Source organism: Streptomyces sp. NPDC031265, from assembly GCF_055570295.1.
The window spans coordinates 109,533-126,968 of the sequence record NZ_JBVIHM010000019.1; the positions used below are offsets into that span (position 1 = coordinate 109,533).

Sequence of the window (17,436 nt, forward strand, 5' to 3'; positions counted from 1 at the left end):
AGCGACATGGACACCGACGCCACGGGGGACGAGGGCCGCGCGGACGGCCGGGCGCTGGACCGGGCCGCCATGGAAGCCGCGGTGCGGCTGTATTTCGAGGCGTGCAACAAGGTCGACCGCGACCTGTTCGCCCAGTGCCTCTCCGAGCACGTCGTGCACTACCTGGCCGCGGGGATGTCCGGCCCCATCGAGGGCATCGACCCGGTGGTGGAGCGCTGGGGCGCCGATGTGCGGGCCAACGACTCCCACTGGGCCGTGGACGCCGTGTACGCGGACGAGCACAGCCGCACCGCCGTCTGCGAGTGGACCGCCTTCAAGCCGCGCCTGGGCAAGGTGCTGCGCGGAGCGGAGGTCTACCGCTTCGACGACTCGGGCCTGATCGACGAGGTCCGCATCTACTACGCGTCCCGGCGCGACGACACCGTCCCGGTCAACGAACTGGAGGGCTTCCCCTACGCGGAACGGGGCTTCGCCACGTGAGCGAGGCGCAGGCCGGCACCGTGCCGCCGCTCGACGACCGGGACGGCTCCATCTGGCTGGACGGACAGCTCGTGCCCTGGCGCGAGGCCCGTCTGCACGTCCTCAGCCACGGATTGCACTACGGCGGCAGCGTCTTCGAAGGCGAGCGCGTCTACGGCGGCCGGGTCTTCAAACTCCACGAGCACAGCCTCCGCCTGGTCGCCTCGGCCCACGAGATGGGCTTCGTACTGCCCTGGAACGCCGAGGAACTGGACACCGCCACCCGCGAGGTCGTCGCCGTCGCGGGCCTCACCGAGGGCTATGTCCGCCCGGTCGCCTGGCGCGGCAGCGACAGCCTGCGCCTCGTCGCGCCGGACACCTCGGTCCATGTGGCGATCGCGGCCTGGCCCTGGCCGCAGGTCTTCGCCTCCGGACCGCGCGGGATCCGGCTGCGCACCTCGCGCTGGCGGCGCCCCGCGCCCGACACCGCGCCGGTACGCGCCAAGACCGCGGCCCTGTACGCCCTCGGCTCCCTCGCCGGGCAGGAGGCGGAGGAGGCGGGCCGCGACGACGCGCTGCTCCTCGACCACCAGGGCCGCCTCGCCGAGGCCACCGGCGCCAATCTGTTCCTGGTGATCGACGGCGCCCTGCACACCCCGCCGCCGGAGTGCGTACTGGACGGCATCACCCGCCGTACCGTCATCGCGCTCGCCCGCGAGCTCGGCCTGAAGGTCGTCGAACGCCACCTGGACCCGGCCGAACTGGCCCGCGCCGACGAGGTGTTCCTGACCGGCACGGCGTACGAGGTCCAGCCGGTCACCGCCGTCGACGCGCTGGAGTACCCGGTCGGCGACGTGACGAGCGCGCTGGTGCGGGCGTACGCGAGGACCGTGCGGGGCGAGGCGGCGCGCACGGCCCCGACGAGCGAGGCAGCCCCGGCCGTGGCGAGCGAGAGCGGATGACCGGCACCGAATCCGAGCCCACCCGTCCGGCCCCGTCCACCGGGCGGCGCGAGGCCTGGGCCTCGGGCGCCAGAGCCGCGGTGCCGTTCACCGTGGCGATCTTCGCGTTCGGCATCTCCTTCGGTGTCCTGGCCAAGGGCGCGGGCTTCGGCGCGCTCGGCGCGACCTCGATGTCCGGCCTGGTCTTCGTGGGCTCCTCGCAGTTCGCCGCCGTCTCCGTGATCGCCAACGGCGGCGGCTGGGCGGCAGCGGCCGTCGCGGGCACCCTGCTGAACCTGCGCTACCTGGTCATGGGCTTCGCCATCCTGCCCGCGCTGCGCGGCGGCCGGGCCCGCCGCGCGGTCGAATCACAGCTGGTCATCGAGGAGTCCTGGGCCATCGCGAGCGACGCGGACGGGCGCTTCGACCGGATACGCCTGCTCTCCTCGGGCGTGGTGCTCTGGCTCGGATGGGTCCTGGGCACGCTGCTGGGGGCGATCGGCCCCTTCAAGGCGGTGGACGTCCTCAACTACGGTCTGGACGCCGTCTCGCCGGTCCTGTTCTTCCTTCTGCTCGCGCCCCACCTGGGCACCGCCCGCAAGCGGACGGCCGCCGCCACAGCGGCCGTGTGCGCCGCGGCTCTCACCGCGGCCGGGCTCCCCGACACGGCCATCGCCGTGGCCTGTCTGATCGCCGTCGTATGGACGGCGAAGTCCCGATGACCCGCTCGGTGAAAGGAGCCCGTTGAGCAACGACCCGTGGATCGTCGTCGGCGCCCTGGTGGTGACCACGTTCCTCATCAAGGGCGCCGGTTCGCTGGTGATGGGTGATCGTGAACTGCCCGGCTGGTTCCCCCGGTTCGTGGAGTACCTGACGCCCGCGCTGCTCGCCGTCCTGGTCGTCACCCAGCTCGTGGGCTCGGCGGGCGCGCACGGCATGACCTTCGACGCCCGGCTCGCCGGGTTCGCGGGAGCCCTGGTGGCGTGGCGGCTCAAGGCGCCCGTGCCGCTCGTCGTCCTGGTGGCCGCGGTGATCACCGCGGTGGTACGCGCGCTCAGCTGAGGTCGTCGCCCTCGCCCCGCACGGCGGCAGCGACCTCCAGGGCCCGCGCGAGGCCGGGCTCGTGTCCGGCGGACCGGTGCAGACGCAGGGACCGCTCCACGGCCTGCGCCGCCTTGGTGCGGTGGCCCAGCGCCAGGTGCACCCGGGCGAGTTCGGCCCGCGCCTCGGCCTCGACGAGCCTGAGCCCGGCCTGCCCGGCGGTACTCAGCGCCCGACGGGTGTACGCGAGGGCCTCGCGGTTCTCGCCCAGGTGCCGGTGCGCGGCGGCCAGGCCCACGCAGGCCGCCGCGTCCGCCCGGAGACAGCCCGTCGCCCGGGCCGCCTCCAGGGCGCGGTGGTGGTGGTCCAGGGCGCCGGGCGCGTCGTCCAGGTGCAGCAGTACGGTGCCGATGGTGTTGAGCGCGTCCGGCTCGACCAGGCGGCGGTGCGTGCGGTGGGTGATGCTGAGCGCGTCCATCGCGTACTTGAGCGCGAGCCGGGGATCGCCGCTGTCCCGGCATACCGCCGCGAGGGCGTTGAGCGCGCCCTCCGCCGCGTACGTGGACAGCAGTCTGCCGTGGGCGGCCAGGGCCCGGGTGAGCAGGCGCTGCGCCTCCTCCAGGTCGCCCAGCGCGTGGTGGAGGGCGCCGAGCCCCCACAGGGACAGCATCACGGTGTGCTCGTCGCCCGACGCCTCGGCGCGCTCCCGGGCCTCGGTGAAGTACGGCCGCGCCGCGTCCAGTTGGCCCCGGTCCAGGCGGACGGAGCCGAGCAGGAACAGCGCCCACGCCTCCCCGGCGGGCTCCCCGCCGCCGCGGTAGAGGGCCAGGGTGTGCTCGGCGTGGCGCAGGGCCTGGTCGAGGGCGCCCAGTTCGCGGTGCGAGGCGGCCAGCCCGAGCACGGCACCGGCCCGCTCCACGGGCAGCCCGGCCCGCGCGAACAGGGAGTCGGCGCGGGCGCTGTGCCGCAGCGCCTCGTCGTGCCGGGCCAGCTCCCACAGGACGTAACACAGGCTCCAGTGCATCACCGCGCGCGCGTGGTCGTCGTGCTCGGCCTCGGCGGCGCGCAGCCCGGTCTCCGCGGCGCGCAGCCAGTCGGTGCGCTGGCCGTGTTCCATCAGATGGCCGTGGGTGGCCAGGGCGGACCTCCAGGCGAAGGGGCGCGGCCCGTGGCCCAGGGCGTGCTGTGCGCAGGCCAGCAGGGCGGCCCGCTCGTCCTCCAGCCAGGAGGACGCGGCGGGCGGGCCGCTGAAGGTCAGGGGCGCGGTGGGGGAGCCGTCCGGCTCGGGCGGGGCGGCGGCGTACCAGGAGTAGAAGGTTCCGTAGAGCAGGTGGCCGGCCTGCTCGGCGGTCCCCAGGTACCAGGTGAGCAGCCGGTCGAGGGCCTCCTCGCGTACGGCGGCGTCCTGCGCCCGGGCCCGCTCGCGGGCGAACAGGCGTACCAGGGCGTGCAGATGGAAGCGGCCGGGCCGGTGCGTCTCCAGCAGGCTGCGGGAGACCAGCTGGTCAAGGAGGCGGGCCGTGGCGTTCAGCGGGGCCCCGGCCAAAGCGGCGACGGCCGGCGTGGAGACCTCGGCGCCGGGGGTGAGGGCGAGCAGCCGCAGGAGCTGCTGTTCCGGCGCGGGCAGGGAGCGGTAGGACAGGGCGAGGGCGCTGCGCACGCCGGTGTGCTGCTCCTGGTCGAGCGTGAGGTCGTCCAGGCGGTCGTCGCCGCGGAGGGTGCGCACGACCTCCGCGAGGGGCAGGTGCTGGTCGCCGATGAGGTGGGCCGCGACGATCCGTACGGCCAGCGGCAGGCCGCCGCACAGCCGGACGGCTTCGGCGGCGGCCTCGGGCTCGCCGCGTACGCGGTCGGCGCCGATGACACGGGCGAGCAGCGCGAGCGCCTCCTCGTCGTTGAAGACGGCCACGCTCACCCGGTGGGCGTCGTGGAACGCGGTCAGGCCCCGCAGGTCGTTGCGGCTGGTGACGACGACGAAGCAGGTCGGTGAGCCGGGCAGCAGCGGGCGCACCTGTTCCAGACCGGCCGCGTCGTCGAGCAGGATCAGCATCCGCTTGCCCGCGAGCAGCGAGCGGTACAGGGCAGCCTTCTCGTCGGTGTTCTCAGGCAGGTGCCCGGCGCCGACCCCGAGGGCCCGCAGGAGCTGGCCCAGGGCGTCGTCAGCCGTGGTCGGGGGCTCGTCGGCGTGGCCGTGCAGGTTCGTGTACAGCTGTCCGTCGGGGAAGCGGTCGGCGGCCCGGTGCATCCAGTGCACGGCGAGTGCGGTCTTGCCGACGCCCGCCATACCGGAGAGCGAGGAGATCACCAATGTCTGTCCCGGGCCCGTGGCGTACTGGGACAGCAGGGCGTCGAGCTCCCGCAGATAGCCGGTGCGGCCGGTGAAACTGCCCACGTCGGGCGGCAGTTGACGGGGGACCGGGAGCGCGGCGGGCGGGGGAGCGGGCTCGGGGACGGGCTCGGCGGCGAGGCCGGGGTCGCCCACGAGGACGCGCTGGTGGAGCTCCTTGAGCGGGCGGCCCGGCTCGATGCCCACCTCGTCGTCGAGGAGCTGGTAGTAGTCGCGGTAGGAGGCGAGCGCGTCGGCCTGGCGGCCCGAGCGGTACAGCGCCAGCATGAGCTGGCAGCGCAGCCGCTCGCGCAGCGGGAACTCGGCCACCAGCGTGGTCAGTTCCGGCACCGACTCCTCGAAGCGACCCAGCTCGACGAGCGCGTCCAGCCGGTCCTCCCGAGCCACCAGGCGCAGCTCTTCGAGGCGGTCGGCCTCGGCCAGCGCGAAGCTGCGGTCGCTGACGCCTTCGAGCGCGGGCCCGGTCCAGAGGGCCAGCGCCCGGTCGAGCAGGGTGACCGCGGCGCGGGCGTCGTCGTCGGCCGCGGCCTTGCGGGCCTGGTCGGTCAGGTGCACGAAGTGAAGGGCGTCGACCTGCTCGTCGGCCACCTGAAGGGTGTAGCTGGTGTTGCTGCGGGCGCCGGCGCTGAGCAGGAGCTCGAAGCCGGAGGTGGCGCGCCGTCCCGGTTCCAGGATGCGCCGCAGATGCATGACGTGGGTGCGCAGGGCGCTGACCGCGCCGTCCGGGGCGTCGCCCTCCCACAGGAGTTCGGAGAGCCGTGAGGTACTGACCGGACGGCCCCGGGCGAGTGCGAGGGCCGCCAGGAGTGCGCGCTGCTGCGGCCCGAGGTCGATGTGACGGCCCTGGACCTCCACACTCACCGGGCCCAGGAGGTGGATGCGCACCGACTCCTTCGGTGCCGGTTCCGCCCCGGGCCCCGAGGTGCGGCTCACACCATTGCCTCTGCTTCCCCTGCTCCCGCTGCCCGTTCTGCGTACCTCTGTCTCGTCCGGCGCGGGATGCTCAGCCGGGGCCGGTGACGAATCCCCGGATGACCGGGCCGGAGACGGAGAACTCCCACGCGGTGTCGATGTCCCCCCAGATGTCGTTGTGGAAACGCGCCGTCACCGACAGACCGTCGCGCGACTCCCGCACCACCTCCATCCGGGCGTGGGAGGAGAACAGCTCGCGCTCCACCCAGGCGTCGAGATCGCGTTCGGTGCCGACGTCGACCACCGTGGCGTCCTTGGCGAGGACGGTCCACAAGGCCTGCTGGTCCTGGGCGTTGACCGCGTCGACGAAGGCGCGTACGGCCGGGTGGGTGGGCATGCCGGAGGGAGTCATCTCTCGTACCTCTCTGGGTGCTGGGGACGGCGGGCGGACGCTCAGCTGTCGGTCACGGCCCGGTGGAGGGCATGGGTGTCCTCGAAGAGGTGGTAGCGCGCGATCTGCCCGTCCACGACCGTGACATGGGCGGCGAAGGGGGTCACGAGGGGCTTTCCGGTGGCTTTGACGGTGTCCCGGAGATGGCCGATGATCACCCCCTGTTCACCGTCGACCACGATGTGCGTCACCGTGAACTCCTCGGGCTTCAGGTGCTCGTGGAGCGTGGTGAAGAACTTCATGACACCCTCCCGGCCGCTCCGCGGCCCCGACCACGGCACGGCCGAGGAGCCCGGAGCGTTCCATTCCACCGACTCGGCGAACACCTGCACAGCGCCGTCCAGATCCCGCTCCGAGAGCCGGGCCAGATAGGCGTCGATCGCAGCTCGGGTGGCCTTCGCGGCGCCCTCGGTGGGCTGCGTGGACATCTCACCAACTCCTCGTCCGTGCCGTTGCTTGGTCGTGAGGCTCCAGTGTGGTGCGCCTGTGGCGGCGAGGGTAAGTCGCTCGCCGCTTTCCGGCCATGTGCCCACGGTTCGCCGTGCGCGGGGACGGGGATACCGATCACCGTGGGGCGGCTGAGCCGGAGTGCGCGCCGGGCAGGCCGGCGGGCGGACGCGGGCCCCGTGGGCGCGTGCCGTCGGCCAGGTGCTGCTGCAGCCGGGCGTGGCGGAATTGACGCGACCGGCGTGCTCGCGCCCCCGATGGCGAGGCACGCCCGCCCGGCTCCGACGGCAAGGGCGAGGGTGCGGACCACCGACATGGTCGTCTCGCCTTCCCTGCTTCGTCCGGGTGCGTGCCGCGGATCCAGCCCGGCTGACGACCAGCGCGTCCGCGTGTCACGTCGCTCACGGGACGGGCTGCGCACAAGGAGCGTCCGAGGAGAGGGGTGCCATGTACGCCGGGAATCGGTGGTGGGTGGCGAGGAGTTGCCCTCCTCGCCGCCCACCACCCTCCCGCCCGGGGACTCACATCCCCGGAGACCTACAGCGCCGGGTACGCGTTCTTCATGAGCTCCTGGAACTGGGCGGAGAACCAGCGGCCGGCGAGCGGCGCGTTCGGCAGCGCGCCCGAGAGGTGGTTGTTGTTGCGGGGGTTGCCCGTGTACGTCGGGTCACACATCCGGTCGAAACCCTTGCCCTCGTCGTTGGGGATCGCGCTGCTGGAGCCGTCGGACTCACCCGGCGGCTTCATCCACACGTACGCGTCGATCCCGGCGGCCGGGGCGGCCTGCGGGCGCTCGCCCAGCCCCGCGCCCGACTGGTTGCACCAGTTGCCGACGTGGATGCGGCGGTCGTAGCGTCCGCCTTCCACATAGGTGTCGACATCGGTCTTCGAGCCGGGGCCGGTGGGCCTGGCGGTGCCGCCCCACCCGTTGCGCGAGGTGTCGATCAGCATGCCGATCCCGGGGGAGAAGCCGACCGAGACCAGCTTGGCGCGGAACGCCTGGGCGTAGGAGAGCTCGTCGACGTACCGGTTCCAGTCCACCCACTTGGACTGGCGGACCGAGACGCCGTTGACGGAGTCGTCGATCGTGAAGTTGTTCTCCTTCAGTGCGCTGTAGTTGGCCGTGTTGGTGATGAAGCCGTGCACGTCGGCGGGTGTGGCACCCTCGGCTGTGGCCGCCAGCTTGAACTCGTCGGCGGCGGCACCGAAGTTGTCGTCCCAGCCGATCCAGCCGTGGTGTCCGGCGTCGACGTAGTTGTACACGTTGGGAATGGCGCCCAGCTTGTGCAGCGCGTATCCGACGCCCTTGACGTAGTTGCCGTTGGCCAGCATGGTGTCGCACTGCGGGGTGGCCGTGGCGCGGCCTCCGGTGTTGGTGACGAGGTTGGGCAGCGAGTCGATCTCGACGGCGGTCACGATCCGCAGACCGGCGTACTTGGCGTCGGAGAGGATCGCGGCGATCGGGTCGATGAACTGGGTCTTGTACTTGTCGATCTCGGTGGGGCCGAGTTCACCGTTGGAGGCGAGCGCGGAGCAGTCACGGCCCGGCAGGTCGTAGACGACCAGCTGGACCACCATCTCGCCGCTGCCCTTCTGCTTGAGGGCCTCGTCGAGGTGGGCGCGCAGACCCATGCTCCCGTTCGCCCCGGCGATGGTGGCGATCCGGTCGAGCCAGATCCCCGTGGGCTGGTTGGAGACCCGGGTGCCACCGGGCTCGGCGGCCGCCTTCGCGGACCACTCCGGGTTCACGTACACCTTGGCCCCGGCGTACGGGTTGTCCACGCGGTTGCCGGCCGGGGGAGTGGTGGGCGGGGTGGTCGGTGGGGTGGTCGGCGGGTCGGTGGGGGTGCCGCCGCCGGTGTTGCAGGCCACGCCGTTGAGGGTGAACGACGTGGGGAGGGCATTGGTGCCGCTGTAGGAGGCGTTGAAGCCGAAGTTGGCCGAGCCACCGGTCGCCAGCGTGCCGTTGTAGCTCTCGTTGGCGGCGGTCACCGCCGTTCCGGACTGGGACACCTTCGCGTTCCAGCCCTGGGTGACCTGCTGGTTCCCGGCGTAGCTCCACTTCACGTTCCAACTGCTCACGGCGGCGCCGTTGTTGGTGACGGTGACGGAGGTGGTGAAGCCGGTGGACCACTGGTTCTGGACCTGATAGGCGACGGTGCAGGCGGACGCCGCCGACGCGGTGCCCGCGGCACCGACGATGCCGGCGGTGCCGGTCGCGGCTCCGGCGAGTACACCGGCGGCGAGCAGCGCCGTTCGCTTTCTGGAGGGTCGGGCGGGTATGCGGCTCATGGTGTGGACCGTGTCCTTTCGGTCGATGGAGCGAGTCGGTTGATGGAGTGGGTCAGTCGATGGAGCGAGTCAGTCGACGGCGTGGGTCAGTTGATGGAGCGCAGGTGGTCGCGCAGGCCGCTGCCGTACGCGGTGGGGGTGCCGTCGTAACTCGTGATCAGGGAGGGGCCCGATGAGCAGTCCCAGGTGTTCCAGGTCCAGCCCAGATAGGAGATCCCCCGGTCGTCGAACCACTTCATGGCGCGGTCGACGAAGGAGTGCGCGCAGGTGTTCTCGCCCAGCTCGCCCGCGACCAGCGGCACCCGGGCGGCGACGGGTGCGAGGGTGGAGTCCCAGCATGACTCGCTCGCACAGCTGTTGAAGTTGTAGCCGTGGTAGGCGGCGGCCAGGTTGCCCGCCGGGTCGGCGGGAGCGCGGGCCGGCCACTGGCTGAGGTCGTTGGCGTAGGCGATGCCGCCGGCCAGTACGAGGTTGCGGGCGCCCGCTCCCCGTACGGCGTCCAGGAGGTCCTGCATCCCGGCGACCTCGTAGCCGATGCCGGGGCAGCTTCCGCCGTCCCGCCAGCAGCTCCACGCCTGGTCGGCGGTGGAGGTGGCCCGGTCCGGATACGGCTCGTTGAACAGGTCGAAGACGACGGCCGGGTCGCTCTTGAAGGTGGTGGCGACCGAGGACCAGAACGCGGGTGCGTACTGGGCGTCGGGCATCGGTTTCTGACAGCTCGCGTGGACGTCGGAGCAGCCGGCCGAGTTGCCGGTGTACTGCCCGTACGACCAGTGGAGTTCGACGATCGGGGTCATGCCGTGGGCTTCGACGCGGTGGACGAGGTCCTGGACGGCGGCGATGTAACGGGCGCCCGCGTACGCGGGGTTGATGTTGGCGAGGCCCAGCCAGCACTCCTCGTTGAGCGGGATGCGCACGGCGCCGGCGTGCCAGGAGGCGATGGCGGCCACCGAGGGGTCGTCGACCGGGCCGTCGAAGATGCCGTGCCCCTGGACACACATGAACTCGCCGCCGGACCGGTTGACGCCGAGCAGCCTGCGGGTGGCGCCGCCCGCGTCGACCAGTTTGTTCCCGGAGACGTGGAGCACGGGCGCGCCGGTGCCGGGGGTCGGTGAGGGTGAGGTGGGGGTGGGTGTCGGCGTGGGGTCGCCGCCGCCCGTGGTGGCGCACGGCTCGCCGTTGAGGGTGAACGCGCGGGGCGGCGCATTGGCGCCGGTGAGGGAGGCGAGGAAGCCGACGGTGGTGCTCGCGCCGTGGGCGAGCGAACCGTTCCAGCTCTCGTTGGCCGCGGTGACGGTGCTGCCGGACTGGGACCACTTGGCGTTCCAGCCCTGGGTCATCTTCTGGTTGCCGGTGAACGTGAAGCCCAGGCCCCAACTGGACAGCGCGGACCCGTTGTTGGTGAGCGTGACGGAACCCTGGAAGCCGCCGCTCCACTCGTTCGTGACGGTGTACGTCACCGAGCAGGACGGCTCGGCTCCGGATGCCGTGACGCGAGGGACGACCACGGCGCTCGCGAGCACGAGCGCCGCCGCGGCGAAGGGTGCGGCCAAGTGCGGGGGGTGTCGCATGAGCGGATCCTTCACGGCCGGGACGCCGGCAGATGTCCGGCGTCCGACGGATGGAAGCGCTCCCACTGGTGGGGCATCACGGTAGGGTCTCGGGGGGTGCATGGCAAGGGAGACGGACCTTTTACGTTGCGGTCATGCGCCGGTAGCTTCCGCACTGCACTAGCTTGCTGGAAATTTCCGTCAGTTCATGCGTGCATGCATGCCTTGCTGCCGCATCCCCTTTCGTCGCGGCAGCCCCCACACTGGAGCCGCGCATGAGACGCACACCCCGACGTATACGAAACCCACGCGTACGGCGCCCTTTCGCGGCTTTCGTGACCGCCCTCGGGCTGCTCCACCAATGACGCGACGTACGACGTGGCCTACGTCGACAGCCACGACTACGGGCCCGACAAATCCAGCACCCGCTATGCGGGCTGCACCGAGGCTGGGCCGAGAACATGTCGCTGATGTGGACCTTCCGCGGCATTCCGACGCTCTACTACGGCTCGGAGACGAAACTCCAGGCGGGCAAGCAGATCGACCGCGGGCGGACCTGTCCGCTGGCCGCCACCGGCCGGGCCGATTACGGCGCCGGCCTGGAAGGCAGTCTCACCGCCTCCGGCTTCGGCACGGTCGCCAGTGCCTCGGGCACCGTCGCCACGACGCTCGCCCAGCCCCTGGTCACGCACGTCCCGCGGCTCCACCAGATCCGCCGCGCCGTCCCGGCGATGCAGATGGGCCAGTGACGGAGGGCATCTCCGGCGACATGCCCTTCAGGCGCCGCTGCACCGACACCGCGAGCGGCGTCGACAGTTTCGCGCTGGTCGCGGTGACCAACGCGGCGACGTACAAGGGCATCCCCAACGGCACGTACCCGATGCCGTCATCGGAGACGTGAGGGGCGTCAGCTACGGCACCCTGAGCGTCGCCGCCCCCGGCAAGGGGCAACCTGGGTGTACGTCCTGAACGGCCCGGGCCGGATCGGGTCCGCCGGACCGTACCTGAAGTAGTCGGCAGGACCCCGGTCGGTTCGCCGCGCTCGGGGGTCCACTGGCCTCCAACTGCCCTAGAACAGCGAATGAGTTGGCCTCCGATGAGGTCGATTGACTTCGACTCCTCAAACATCTTGACCCCGGGCCCGTCCAACTCCATGCTGGGAGCGCTCCCACTGGTTCAAGACTTGTGCATTGCCCCCCACATACCCTCCGAGCCCGGCACGGAGGATCGCGCATGCCGCCAGGAAGAGGAAGGAGGAACCCCCGGCGTCCGAAACTGTTCGCATGATGTCGTTCCGGACCCTCACGGTCAGGTTCCGTCCTCATCAGAATGGGCGCATCAGCACATCGAGATGCGGGGGAACCATGAGTACAGCAGGTGCGGTCGTCGTCTACGGCGCGACCGGTCACACAGGTCGTTTCGTGGTCGCCGAACTGCGTAGGCGCGGCCTCGCGACGATCGCCTCCGGCCGCAACGCCGCCCAGTTGGAGACGCTGGCCGCAGAGTGGGCAGATGTGGAGGTGAGGCCGGCCACTGTGGACGACGCGGGCTCGCTGGACCGGGCCCTCGCGGGCGCGGCGGCGGTCATCAACTGCGCCGGACCGTTCGCGCTGACCGGCGGCCCCGTCGCCGAGGCGGCCCTGCGTGCGGGCATCCCGTACGTCGACGTCGCGGCGGAGATCGAAGCGAACGTGTCGATGTTCGCCGACCACGCGGAGGCGGCCCGCAAGGCCGAGGTCCCCGTGGTTCCGGCAATGGCGTTCTACGGGGGTCTGGGCGACCTGTTGGTGACGGCGGCGATGGGGGAGTGGGCCGCCGCCGACGAGGTGCACGTCGCGTACGGGCTGAGCAGCTGGCACCCCACGGCGGGTACCCGGGCGGCGGGCGAGGTGTCCCACGAGCGTCGTGGCGGCCGTCGGGTGCGATTCGCCGACGGCGCGCTGCGCTACCACGACGACCAGCCGTGGGAGCAGGACTGGCTCTTTCCGGAGCCGCTGGGCCGGCGAGCGGTGATCGCCGAGTTCACCATGGCCGATGTCGTGACCGTGCCCAGCCATGTGGACGTGCGTGAAGTGCGCACCTACATGGCCGTGGAAGCGGCGCGAGACCTGGCCGAGGAGACCACGCCGGAGCCGGAGTCGGTAGACGCACTGGGGCGGTCGGACCAGACGTTCGTCGTCGACGTCGTGGTCCGTGCGGGCGGCGTCGAGCGCCGCGCCACGGCCCGTGGCCAGGACATCTACGCGGTGACCGCACCCCTGGCGGTGGAGGCCGTCCAGCGCATCCTGGCCGGGCAGTCGCGGACGACGGGCGTGGCCTCGGCCGGAGCGATGTTCGACGCGGCGGACTTCCTGCGGGCGCTGGCCCCGTACGTGTCGGTGGAGCTTCCGAGCTGACCGGCACCGCCGGGCAGGTTACCGGGGGGTAGCGCGGGAAGATCCTTGGGTCGATACTTCGGCGGGCAGGGCAACTTGACCGAGGGGTATCGATGAATGAGGAACAGGAAACTGAGCAGGATGCTCAGCGCCGCGTTACGGGGGCCGCGCCGCTCCATCGCGCCTGCGGTCGTACTGGCCGCAGCCGCAGGGGTGTTGGCCCCCGCCCCTGCCCATGCGGCACCCGTCTGTGCTGCCAAACGATCGGCGGCGCCGGTCCAAGTGGCGCACATACCCGACTGGGTCGAGTCGATCGCCGTCGACAAGCGGGGCCGGATGTTCGCCACCGCGTACTTCACGGGCCGGGTCTACCGCATCGACGCGCCCGGAAGCACCCCCGTGCCCCTCACCGGGAGCATCGGTGCCAACGGTGGCATCGTCGTCCGTGAGGACGGCCGTCTCCTCGTCGGCACCGGCAACGACGCCCTCCACTCGCTCACCGCAGACGCCCTTCCGCTGTCGAAACTCCTCCTGGTGGATCCGGAATCCGGCCAGGTCAGCACGTACGCCTCGGGCCTCGGCGGCATCGACGGCGTCGCCCTGGCGCCCGACGGCACCGTGTACACCACGACCGTGGGCGGCCGCAGCATCGGCCGCGTCACGCCGGACGGTCGCGTCGACCCGGCCTGGACCCACGTGCAGCAGCCCAACGGGATCGCCGTCTCCCCCGACGGAAGGCAGATCTACGTCATCCAGACCACCGTCGCGCCCGGGCTCTACCGGATCCCGGTCGACGACCCGGCGCACCCCCGGCGCTGGATCTCCGCAGCGCTGTCCGACGCCCTCGCCCTCCCCGACGGGCTCACCCTCGACGGCCGGGGACGCCCGCTGATCGCCACCCACACGGCAGGGCAGATCTGGCGGGTCGAGGGAGACAGCCTCTGCACCGTGGAGTCGGGCATGTACCTCTCCACCCAGATCACCTACGGGCACGGCGACCGCGGATTCTCGGCGGGCAAGCTCTACCGGTCGGGCGTCAACGGCAAGATCTACGAAGTTCCCGCCGGTGCCGAGCCGGACCAGCCGGTCGGCGTCTCGGCGATGCGGTAACCCACCCCCGGCGTCGTCGTGATGACCGGCGGACCGCCCAGCTTTCGGCGCAACCGGCCGATGGTGACGGTCACCGTATTGGTGAACGGGTCGGCGTTCTCGTCCCAGACCTGCTCCAGGAGGTCCTCGGTGCTCAGAAACCCCGGACTCGCGCGCAGCAGCGCCTCCAGAACGGCGAACTCCTTGACGGACAGCTCCAGCGGACGGCCCTCACGAAGGGCCATACGGCGTACCGGGTCGAGTTCGAGGCCGGCGGCGTGCAGCGTGCGCGCCCGCGCGGTGGGTCTGCGGCGGGCCAGGGACCGGATGCGCAGGGTCAGTTCGGGGAAGTGGAAGGGTTTGGCGAGGTAGTCGTCGGCGCCGAGGGTGAGGCCGCTGACCCGGTCGCCGGGTGCCCCGGCCGCGGTCAGCATCAGCACCATCGCGCGACCGTCCCGCGCGGTGATCATCTGGCAGAGAGCGTCGCCGTGGATGCCGGGCAGGTCCCGGTCGAGGACCACCACGTCGTACGCGTTCAGGTCGAGCTTGGCGGCGGCCTCCAGACCGTCGTACGCGAGGTCGACGGCCATGCCCTGGTCCCGCAGCCCCTCGGCGACGACGTCGGCGAGCGACCGCGCGTCCTCCACGACCAGCACCCTCATGGCGCCACCTCCACGCACCCGGCCGCCGACGGCAGCGCCGCTTCCACCCGGAGGCCGCCCTCCGGCCGGGCCCGGAGCGCGAGGCGGCCCCCGTGCGCCTCCGCGATGGCCGCGACGATCGACAGGCCCAGGCCGGAACCCTTCTCCGAACCGGTACGGTCCGCGCCGAGCCGCTCGAACGGCTGGGCCAACCGGTCCACTTGGTCCTGATCGAGGACGCGCCCACCCGTCTCGACGACGAGGCGCGCCTCGGCGCCGTCGTGATCGGTGGAGACCCGGATCCAGTCGCCCTCCTCGCTGTGCACGATCGCGTTGTCGACGACGTTCTCCACCATCCGCGCGAGCAGCGCCCGACTGCCCCGCGTCCAGGCGTTCGCCCCCACCTCGACGTCGACGGTCAAGGACTTGGCCGCGATGTCGGCGGCCCGGGCGGTCAGCGCCTCCACCGCCAGCTCGTCGAGGTGCACGGACGCCCGGTCGACGAAGGCGCCGTGCTGCGCCCGGGCAAGGACGAGTAAGCCGTCCAACAGGTGGTCCACCCGGTCGAGTTCGGTGCGCAGTCGCCCGGCGAGCGCGACGGTCTGCGCCGCGGGCTGAGGTTTGGCGACGGCCACGTCCAGCGATGCCCGTATCGTCGCCAGCGGCGTACGCAGCTCGTGCGAGGCGTTGCCGACGAACCGGCGCTGCGCGGCGAACGAGGCCTCCAGACGGGCCAGCAGACCGTCGACCGTGTCGGCGAGCTCCTTGACCTCGTCGGCGGGCCCGGCGACGGCGAGCCGCTGATGGAGGTTCTCCGCGGAGATCCGCCGCGTCGCCGCGGTGATCAGCCGCAGCGGGCGCAGAACGCGGACCGCGAGGGCCCGGCCGAGCAGCAGCGAGACCCCCGCCATCACCACCAGCGCAATCAGCGAACCGACCAGCAACTGGCGCGACTGCTGCGCGTGTACGTCCGTGAGCTGCCTCTCCAGATCGCGGATGTGCTGCTCGGCGCCGCCTGGATCGGGCGGGCGCTGTTCGGGAGCGACACCGGTCACGTCGCCACCGGAGGCTACGTAGGCCAGGGCGAGCAGCCCGATTCCGGACGCCAGGAAGACCGCGGCGTACAACAGGGTGAAGCGCAGTCCGACGGTCCCGCTCCGCAGCTTGCCCATGGTTCCTCTCCCCGCCAGGTCCCGACCGGCTCCAGGATGCCTCGCCGCACCTAACAGCGACATGACAGCGCCGGTTCGGACCGCGTTATGGCCCGGTCCGTAGAAACGGTCCATGCTCACCACCAACGAACTGCTCCGGCAGGAGTGGACCAGGTTCCGGCGTCCGGGCCGGCTGATCGCGATGGCGGCCGCGGCGCTGATCGTCCTCGTCCTCGGCCTGCTCTACGCGAACGGCAACCACGCGTCCTGCGACGGCCCGTGCCCGACCGACCCGAGGGGGCCGGACGGCTCCCTCGTCAGTGACCAGTTCTCCTTTCTGCACCGGGACTTGGGCCAGAACGGCAGCATCACGGTCCGGCTGACGTCCATGACCGGCACGATCACCTATCCGCCGCCGAACCACGATGCGATCGTCCCCGGCCTCGTACCGTGGGCGAAGGCCGGGATCATCGTCAAGGACGGTGTCCGCCAGGGGTCCTCCTACGCGGCGCTGATGCTCACCGGCGGCCACGGGGTGCGGATGCAGTACGACTACACCCATGACATCGCGGGCAGCGCCGGCGGGATGTCGGTGCGGTCGCCGCGGTGGCTGCGGCTGACGCGGTCGGGCGACACCATTACCGGTTTCGAGTCCGCCGACGGCAAACAGTGGGCGAAGGCCGGGGTGGCGAAGCTGTCCGGCCTGCCCCGGACCGTACAGGTCGGCCTGTTCGCCACCTCGCCCGGGGACCTGACACTGCGGCGCGTCGGCCTCGGTGGAGCCACCGAAGAGACGCGCTTCACGCAGGCCGGCGGTACCTTCGACCGCATCGGTCTGGAGGGCGCGGTTTCCACCGGGGGTTGGCGAAGCGATCTGGTCGGCGAGATGAACCACACGGACTGGGAGAAGTACCACAAGGCGTCCGGGGCGGTCGAGGCGAACGGCACGGTCACCGTGACCGGCGCCGGTGACATCGGCCCGATGGGAACGGACGGCGGCCGCCCCGCCGAGCGCACCCTCACCGGCCTGACACCCGCCCTGCTCATCCTGCTTGCCGTAGCGGTGCGGTTCGTCACCGCCGAGCACCGCCGCGGAGCCACGGATGGAGCGCCGCTCACTCGCCAGGGGTTGGCGGCGAAGGCGATAGTGGTCGGAGCCGCCACATTCGTGACCGGTCTGCTCTCCGTGGGCACCGTGCTCCCGGCCGGACTGGCGATCCTGAAGTCGAACGGGATCCCCGTCATCGAGCCGTCCGCGCTCACGGAAGTACGGGTCGTGGTCGGCCTCGCCGCAGTCCTCGCCCTCACGGCCGTGCTCGCCCTCGCTCTAGGAGCAGTACTGCGCCGCACCTGGCCGGCGATCCTCGTAGCGATCACGACGCTCGCGCTCCCGTACGCCGTGACGGCCGTCCCCCTCCTCCCCGACCCCCTGTCCCGCTGGCTCCTGCGCACCACCCCCACCGCAGGCTTCGCCACCCAGCAGACCCTCACCGAATACCCCCAGGTCGTCGCCCACTACGCACCGTCCGCCGGATACTTCCCGCTGCCGTGGTGGGCGGGGATGGGTGTGCTGTGTATGTATGTGGTGGTGGCGCTGGGAGTGGCTCTGCGGCGGGTGCCGGGAACGGGTGAGGGGGAGGGGCGAGCGAGAGGCGCATGCCGGACATCACTGTTGTAGAGGCGTGTACGGACGAGGAGCCGGGGCAGTTGGAAACGTGTCTTGACCGTATCGAGTGGAGG

At 71.7% G+C, this 17,436-nt stretch carries 14 protein-coding genes and 1 pseudogene; 8 read left to right on the forward strand and 7 right to left on the reverse strand.

Annotation, left to right across the window (positions count from 1 at the left end; all coding sequences use genetic code 11):
• Window positions 1-6: 6 nt before the first annotated feature.
• From ACZ499_RS26305 to ACZ499_RS26320, 4 genes are read left to right on the forward strand one after another with little or no spacing between them, the layout of a single operon-like run.
• Window positions 7-480, forward strand: coding sequence for a nuclear transport factor 2 family protein (locus ACZ499_RS26305; RefSeq protein WP_468678466.1), 474 nt, complete (start codon window positions 7-9; stop codon window positions 478-480).
• Window positions 477-1,421, forward strand: coding sequence for a branched-chain amino acid transaminase (locus ACZ499_RS26310; protein ID WP_468678469.1), 945 nt, complete (start codon window positions 477-479; stop codon window positions 1,419-1,421). Before ACZ499_RS26305 ends, ACZ499_RS26310 begins: the two co-directional genes overlap by 4 nt.
• Window positions 1,418-2,122 carry an AzlC family ABC transporter permease gene (locus ACZ499_RS26315; protein ID WP_468678471.1) on the forward strand — a complete coding sequence of 235 codons (705 nt, stop codon included), beginning with the start codon at window positions 1,418-1,420 and terminating at the stop codon, window positions 2,120-2,122. Before ACZ499_RS26310 ends, ACZ499_RS26315 begins: the two co-directional genes overlap by 4 nt.
• A 22-nt stretch (window positions 2,123-2,144) precedes the next feature.
• Window positions 2,145-2,462 (forward strand): AzlD domain-containing protein, encoded by a 318-nt coding sequence (locus ACZ499_RS26320; RefSeq protein ID WP_283145127.1) that lies wholly within the window; start codon window positions 2,145-2,147, stop codon window positions 2,460-2,462.
• Here ACZ499_RS26320 and ACZ499_RS26325 read toward each other — a convergent pair.
• From ACZ499_RS26325 to ACZ499_RS26345, 5 genes are all read right to left on the reverse strand, one after another.
• Entirely contained in the window at window positions 2,455-5,721 is a 3,267-nt protein-coding gene (locus ACZ499_RS26325; protein ID WP_468678473.1) for an AfsR/SARP family transcriptional regulator, read from the reverse strand. The two genes, ACZ499_RS26320 and ACZ499_RS26325, sit on opposite strands and share 8 nt — an antisense overlap.
• 70 nt (window positions 5,722-5,791) lie before the next feature.
• Entirely contained in the window at window positions 5,792-6,112 is a 321-nt protein-coding gene (locus tag ACZ499_RS26330; RefSeq protein WP_468678474.1) for a nuclear transport factor 2 family protein, read from the reverse strand.
• A gap of 41 nt (window positions 6,113-6,153) precedes the next feature.
• The gene (locus ACZ499_RS26335) at window positions 6,154-6,579 is read right to left on the reverse strand and encodes a nuclear transport factor 2 family protein (RefSeq protein ID WP_468404007.1); all 426 of its coding nucleotides are present in this window, start codon (window positions 6,577-6,579) and stop codon (window positions 6,154-6,156) included.
• Window positions 6,580-7,135: 556 nt separating this feature from the next.
• Window positions 7,136-8,890 carry a glycoside hydrolase family 6 protein gene (locus ACZ499_RS26340; RefSeq protein ID WP_468678476.1) on the reverse strand — a complete coding sequence of 585 codons (1,755 nt, stop codon included), beginning with the start codon at window positions 8,888-8,890 and terminating at the stop codon, window positions 7,136-7,138.
• Between the two features lie 86 nt (window positions 8,891-8,976).
• On the reverse strand, window positions 8,977-10,461 hold the full coding sequence (locus tag ACZ499_RS26345; protein WP_468678478.1) for a cellulose binding domain-containing protein: 1,485 nt from the start codon (window positions 10,459-10,461) through the stop codon (window positions 8,977-8,979).
• A gap of 333 nt (window positions 10,462-10,794) precedes the next feature.
• Between ACZ499_RS26345 and ACZ499_RS26350 the strand changes: the two are divergent.
• The 3 genes and pseudogenes from ACZ499_RS26350 to ACZ499_RS26360 form a co-directional block, all read left to right on the forward strand.
• Window positions 10,795-11,453, forward strand: a pseudogene (locus tag ACZ499_RS26350) (alpha-amylase); the annotation flags it as partial.
• Window positions 11,454-11,804: 351 nt separating this feature from the next.
• On the forward strand, window positions 11,805-12,836 hold the full coding sequence (locus ACZ499_RS26355; RefSeq protein WP_468678481.1) for a saccharopine dehydrogenase family protein: 1,032 nt from the start codon (window positions 11,805-11,807) through the stop codon (window positions 12,834-12,836).
• 261 nt (window positions 12,837-13,097) lie between these two features.
• On the forward strand, window positions 13,098-13,925 hold the full coding sequence (locus tag ACZ499_RS26360; RefSeq protein ID WP_468678483.1) for an SMP-30/gluconolactonase/LRE family protein: 828 nt from the start codon (window positions 13,098-13,100) through the stop codon (window positions 13,923-13,925).
• Here ACZ499_RS26360 and ACZ499_RS26365 read toward each other — a convergent pair.
• A complete protein-coding gene (locus ACZ499_RS26365) occupies window positions 13,865-14,566 on the reverse strand; it encodes a response regulator transcription factor (protein WP_468678485.1) in 702 nt (233 codons plus the stop codon). The genes ACZ499_RS26360 and ACZ499_RS26365 overlap by 61 nt on opposite strands.
• Window positions 14,563-15,717, reverse strand: coding sequence for a sensor histidine kinase (locus tag ACZ499_RS26370; protein WP_468678487.1), 1,155 nt, complete (start codon window positions 15,715-15,717; stop codon window positions 14,563-14,565). Before ACZ499_RS26370 ends, ACZ499_RS26365 begins: the two co-directional genes overlap by 4 nt.
• A gap of 112 nt (window positions 15,718-15,829) precedes the next feature.
• Here ACZ499_RS26370 and ACZ499_RS26375 point away from each other — a divergent pair, with 112 nt between their 5' ends.
• Window positions 15,830-17,374: a DUF1349 domain-containing protein gene (locus ACZ499_RS26375; RefSeq protein WP_468678489.1), complete on the forward strand. Its 1,545-nt coding sequence runs from the start codon at window positions 15,830-15,832 to the stop codon at window positions 17,372-17,374.
• Window positions 17,375-17,436: the final 62 nt, after the last annotated feature.

Excerpts from the sequence above, each read along its gene's own strand:
- ACZ499_RS26330 (WP_468678474.1), bottom strand. The coding sequence starts at position 6,112 with ATGACTCCCTCCGGCATGCCCACCCACCCGGCCGTACGCGCCTTCGTC.
- ACZ499_RS26315 (WP_468678471.1), top strand. The coding sequence starts at position 1,418 with ATGACCGGCACCGAATCCGAGCCCACCCGTCCGGCCCCGTCCACCGGG.
- ACZ499_RS26370 (WP_468678487.1), bottom strand. The coding sequence starts at position 15,717 with ATGGGCAAGCTGCGGAGCGGGACCGTCGGACTGCGCTTCACCCTGTTG.
- ACZ499_RS26355 (WP_468678481.1), top strand. The coding sequence starts at position 11,805 with ATGAGTACAGCAGGTGCGGTCGTCGTCTACGGCGCGACCGGTCACACA.
- ACZ499_RS26345 (WP_468678478.1), bottom strand. The coding sequence starts at position 10,461 with ATGCGACACCCCCCGCACTTGGCCGCACCCTTCGCCGCGGCGGCGCTC.
- ACZ499_RS26375 (WP_468678489.1), top strand. The coding sequence starts at position 15,830 with ATGCTCACCACCAACGAACTGCTCCGGCAGGAGTGGACCAGGTTCCGG.
- ACZ499_RS26335 (WP_468404007.1), bottom strand. The coding sequence starts at position 6,579 with ATGTCCACGCAGCCCACCGAGGGCGCCGCGAAGGCCACCCGAGCTGCG.
- ACZ499_RS26305 (WP_468678466.1), top strand. The coding sequence starts at position 7 with ATGGACACCGACGCCACGGGGGACGAGGGCCGCGCGGACGGCCGGGCG.
- ACZ499_RS26340 (WP_468678476.1), bottom strand. The coding sequence starts at position 8,890 with ATGAGCCGCATACCCGCCCGACCCTCCAGAAAGCGAACGGCGCTGCTC.
- ACZ499_RS26365 (WP_468678485.1), bottom strand. The coding sequence starts at position 14,566 with ATGAGGGTGCTGGTCGTGGAGGACGCGCGGTCGCTCGCCGACGTCGTC.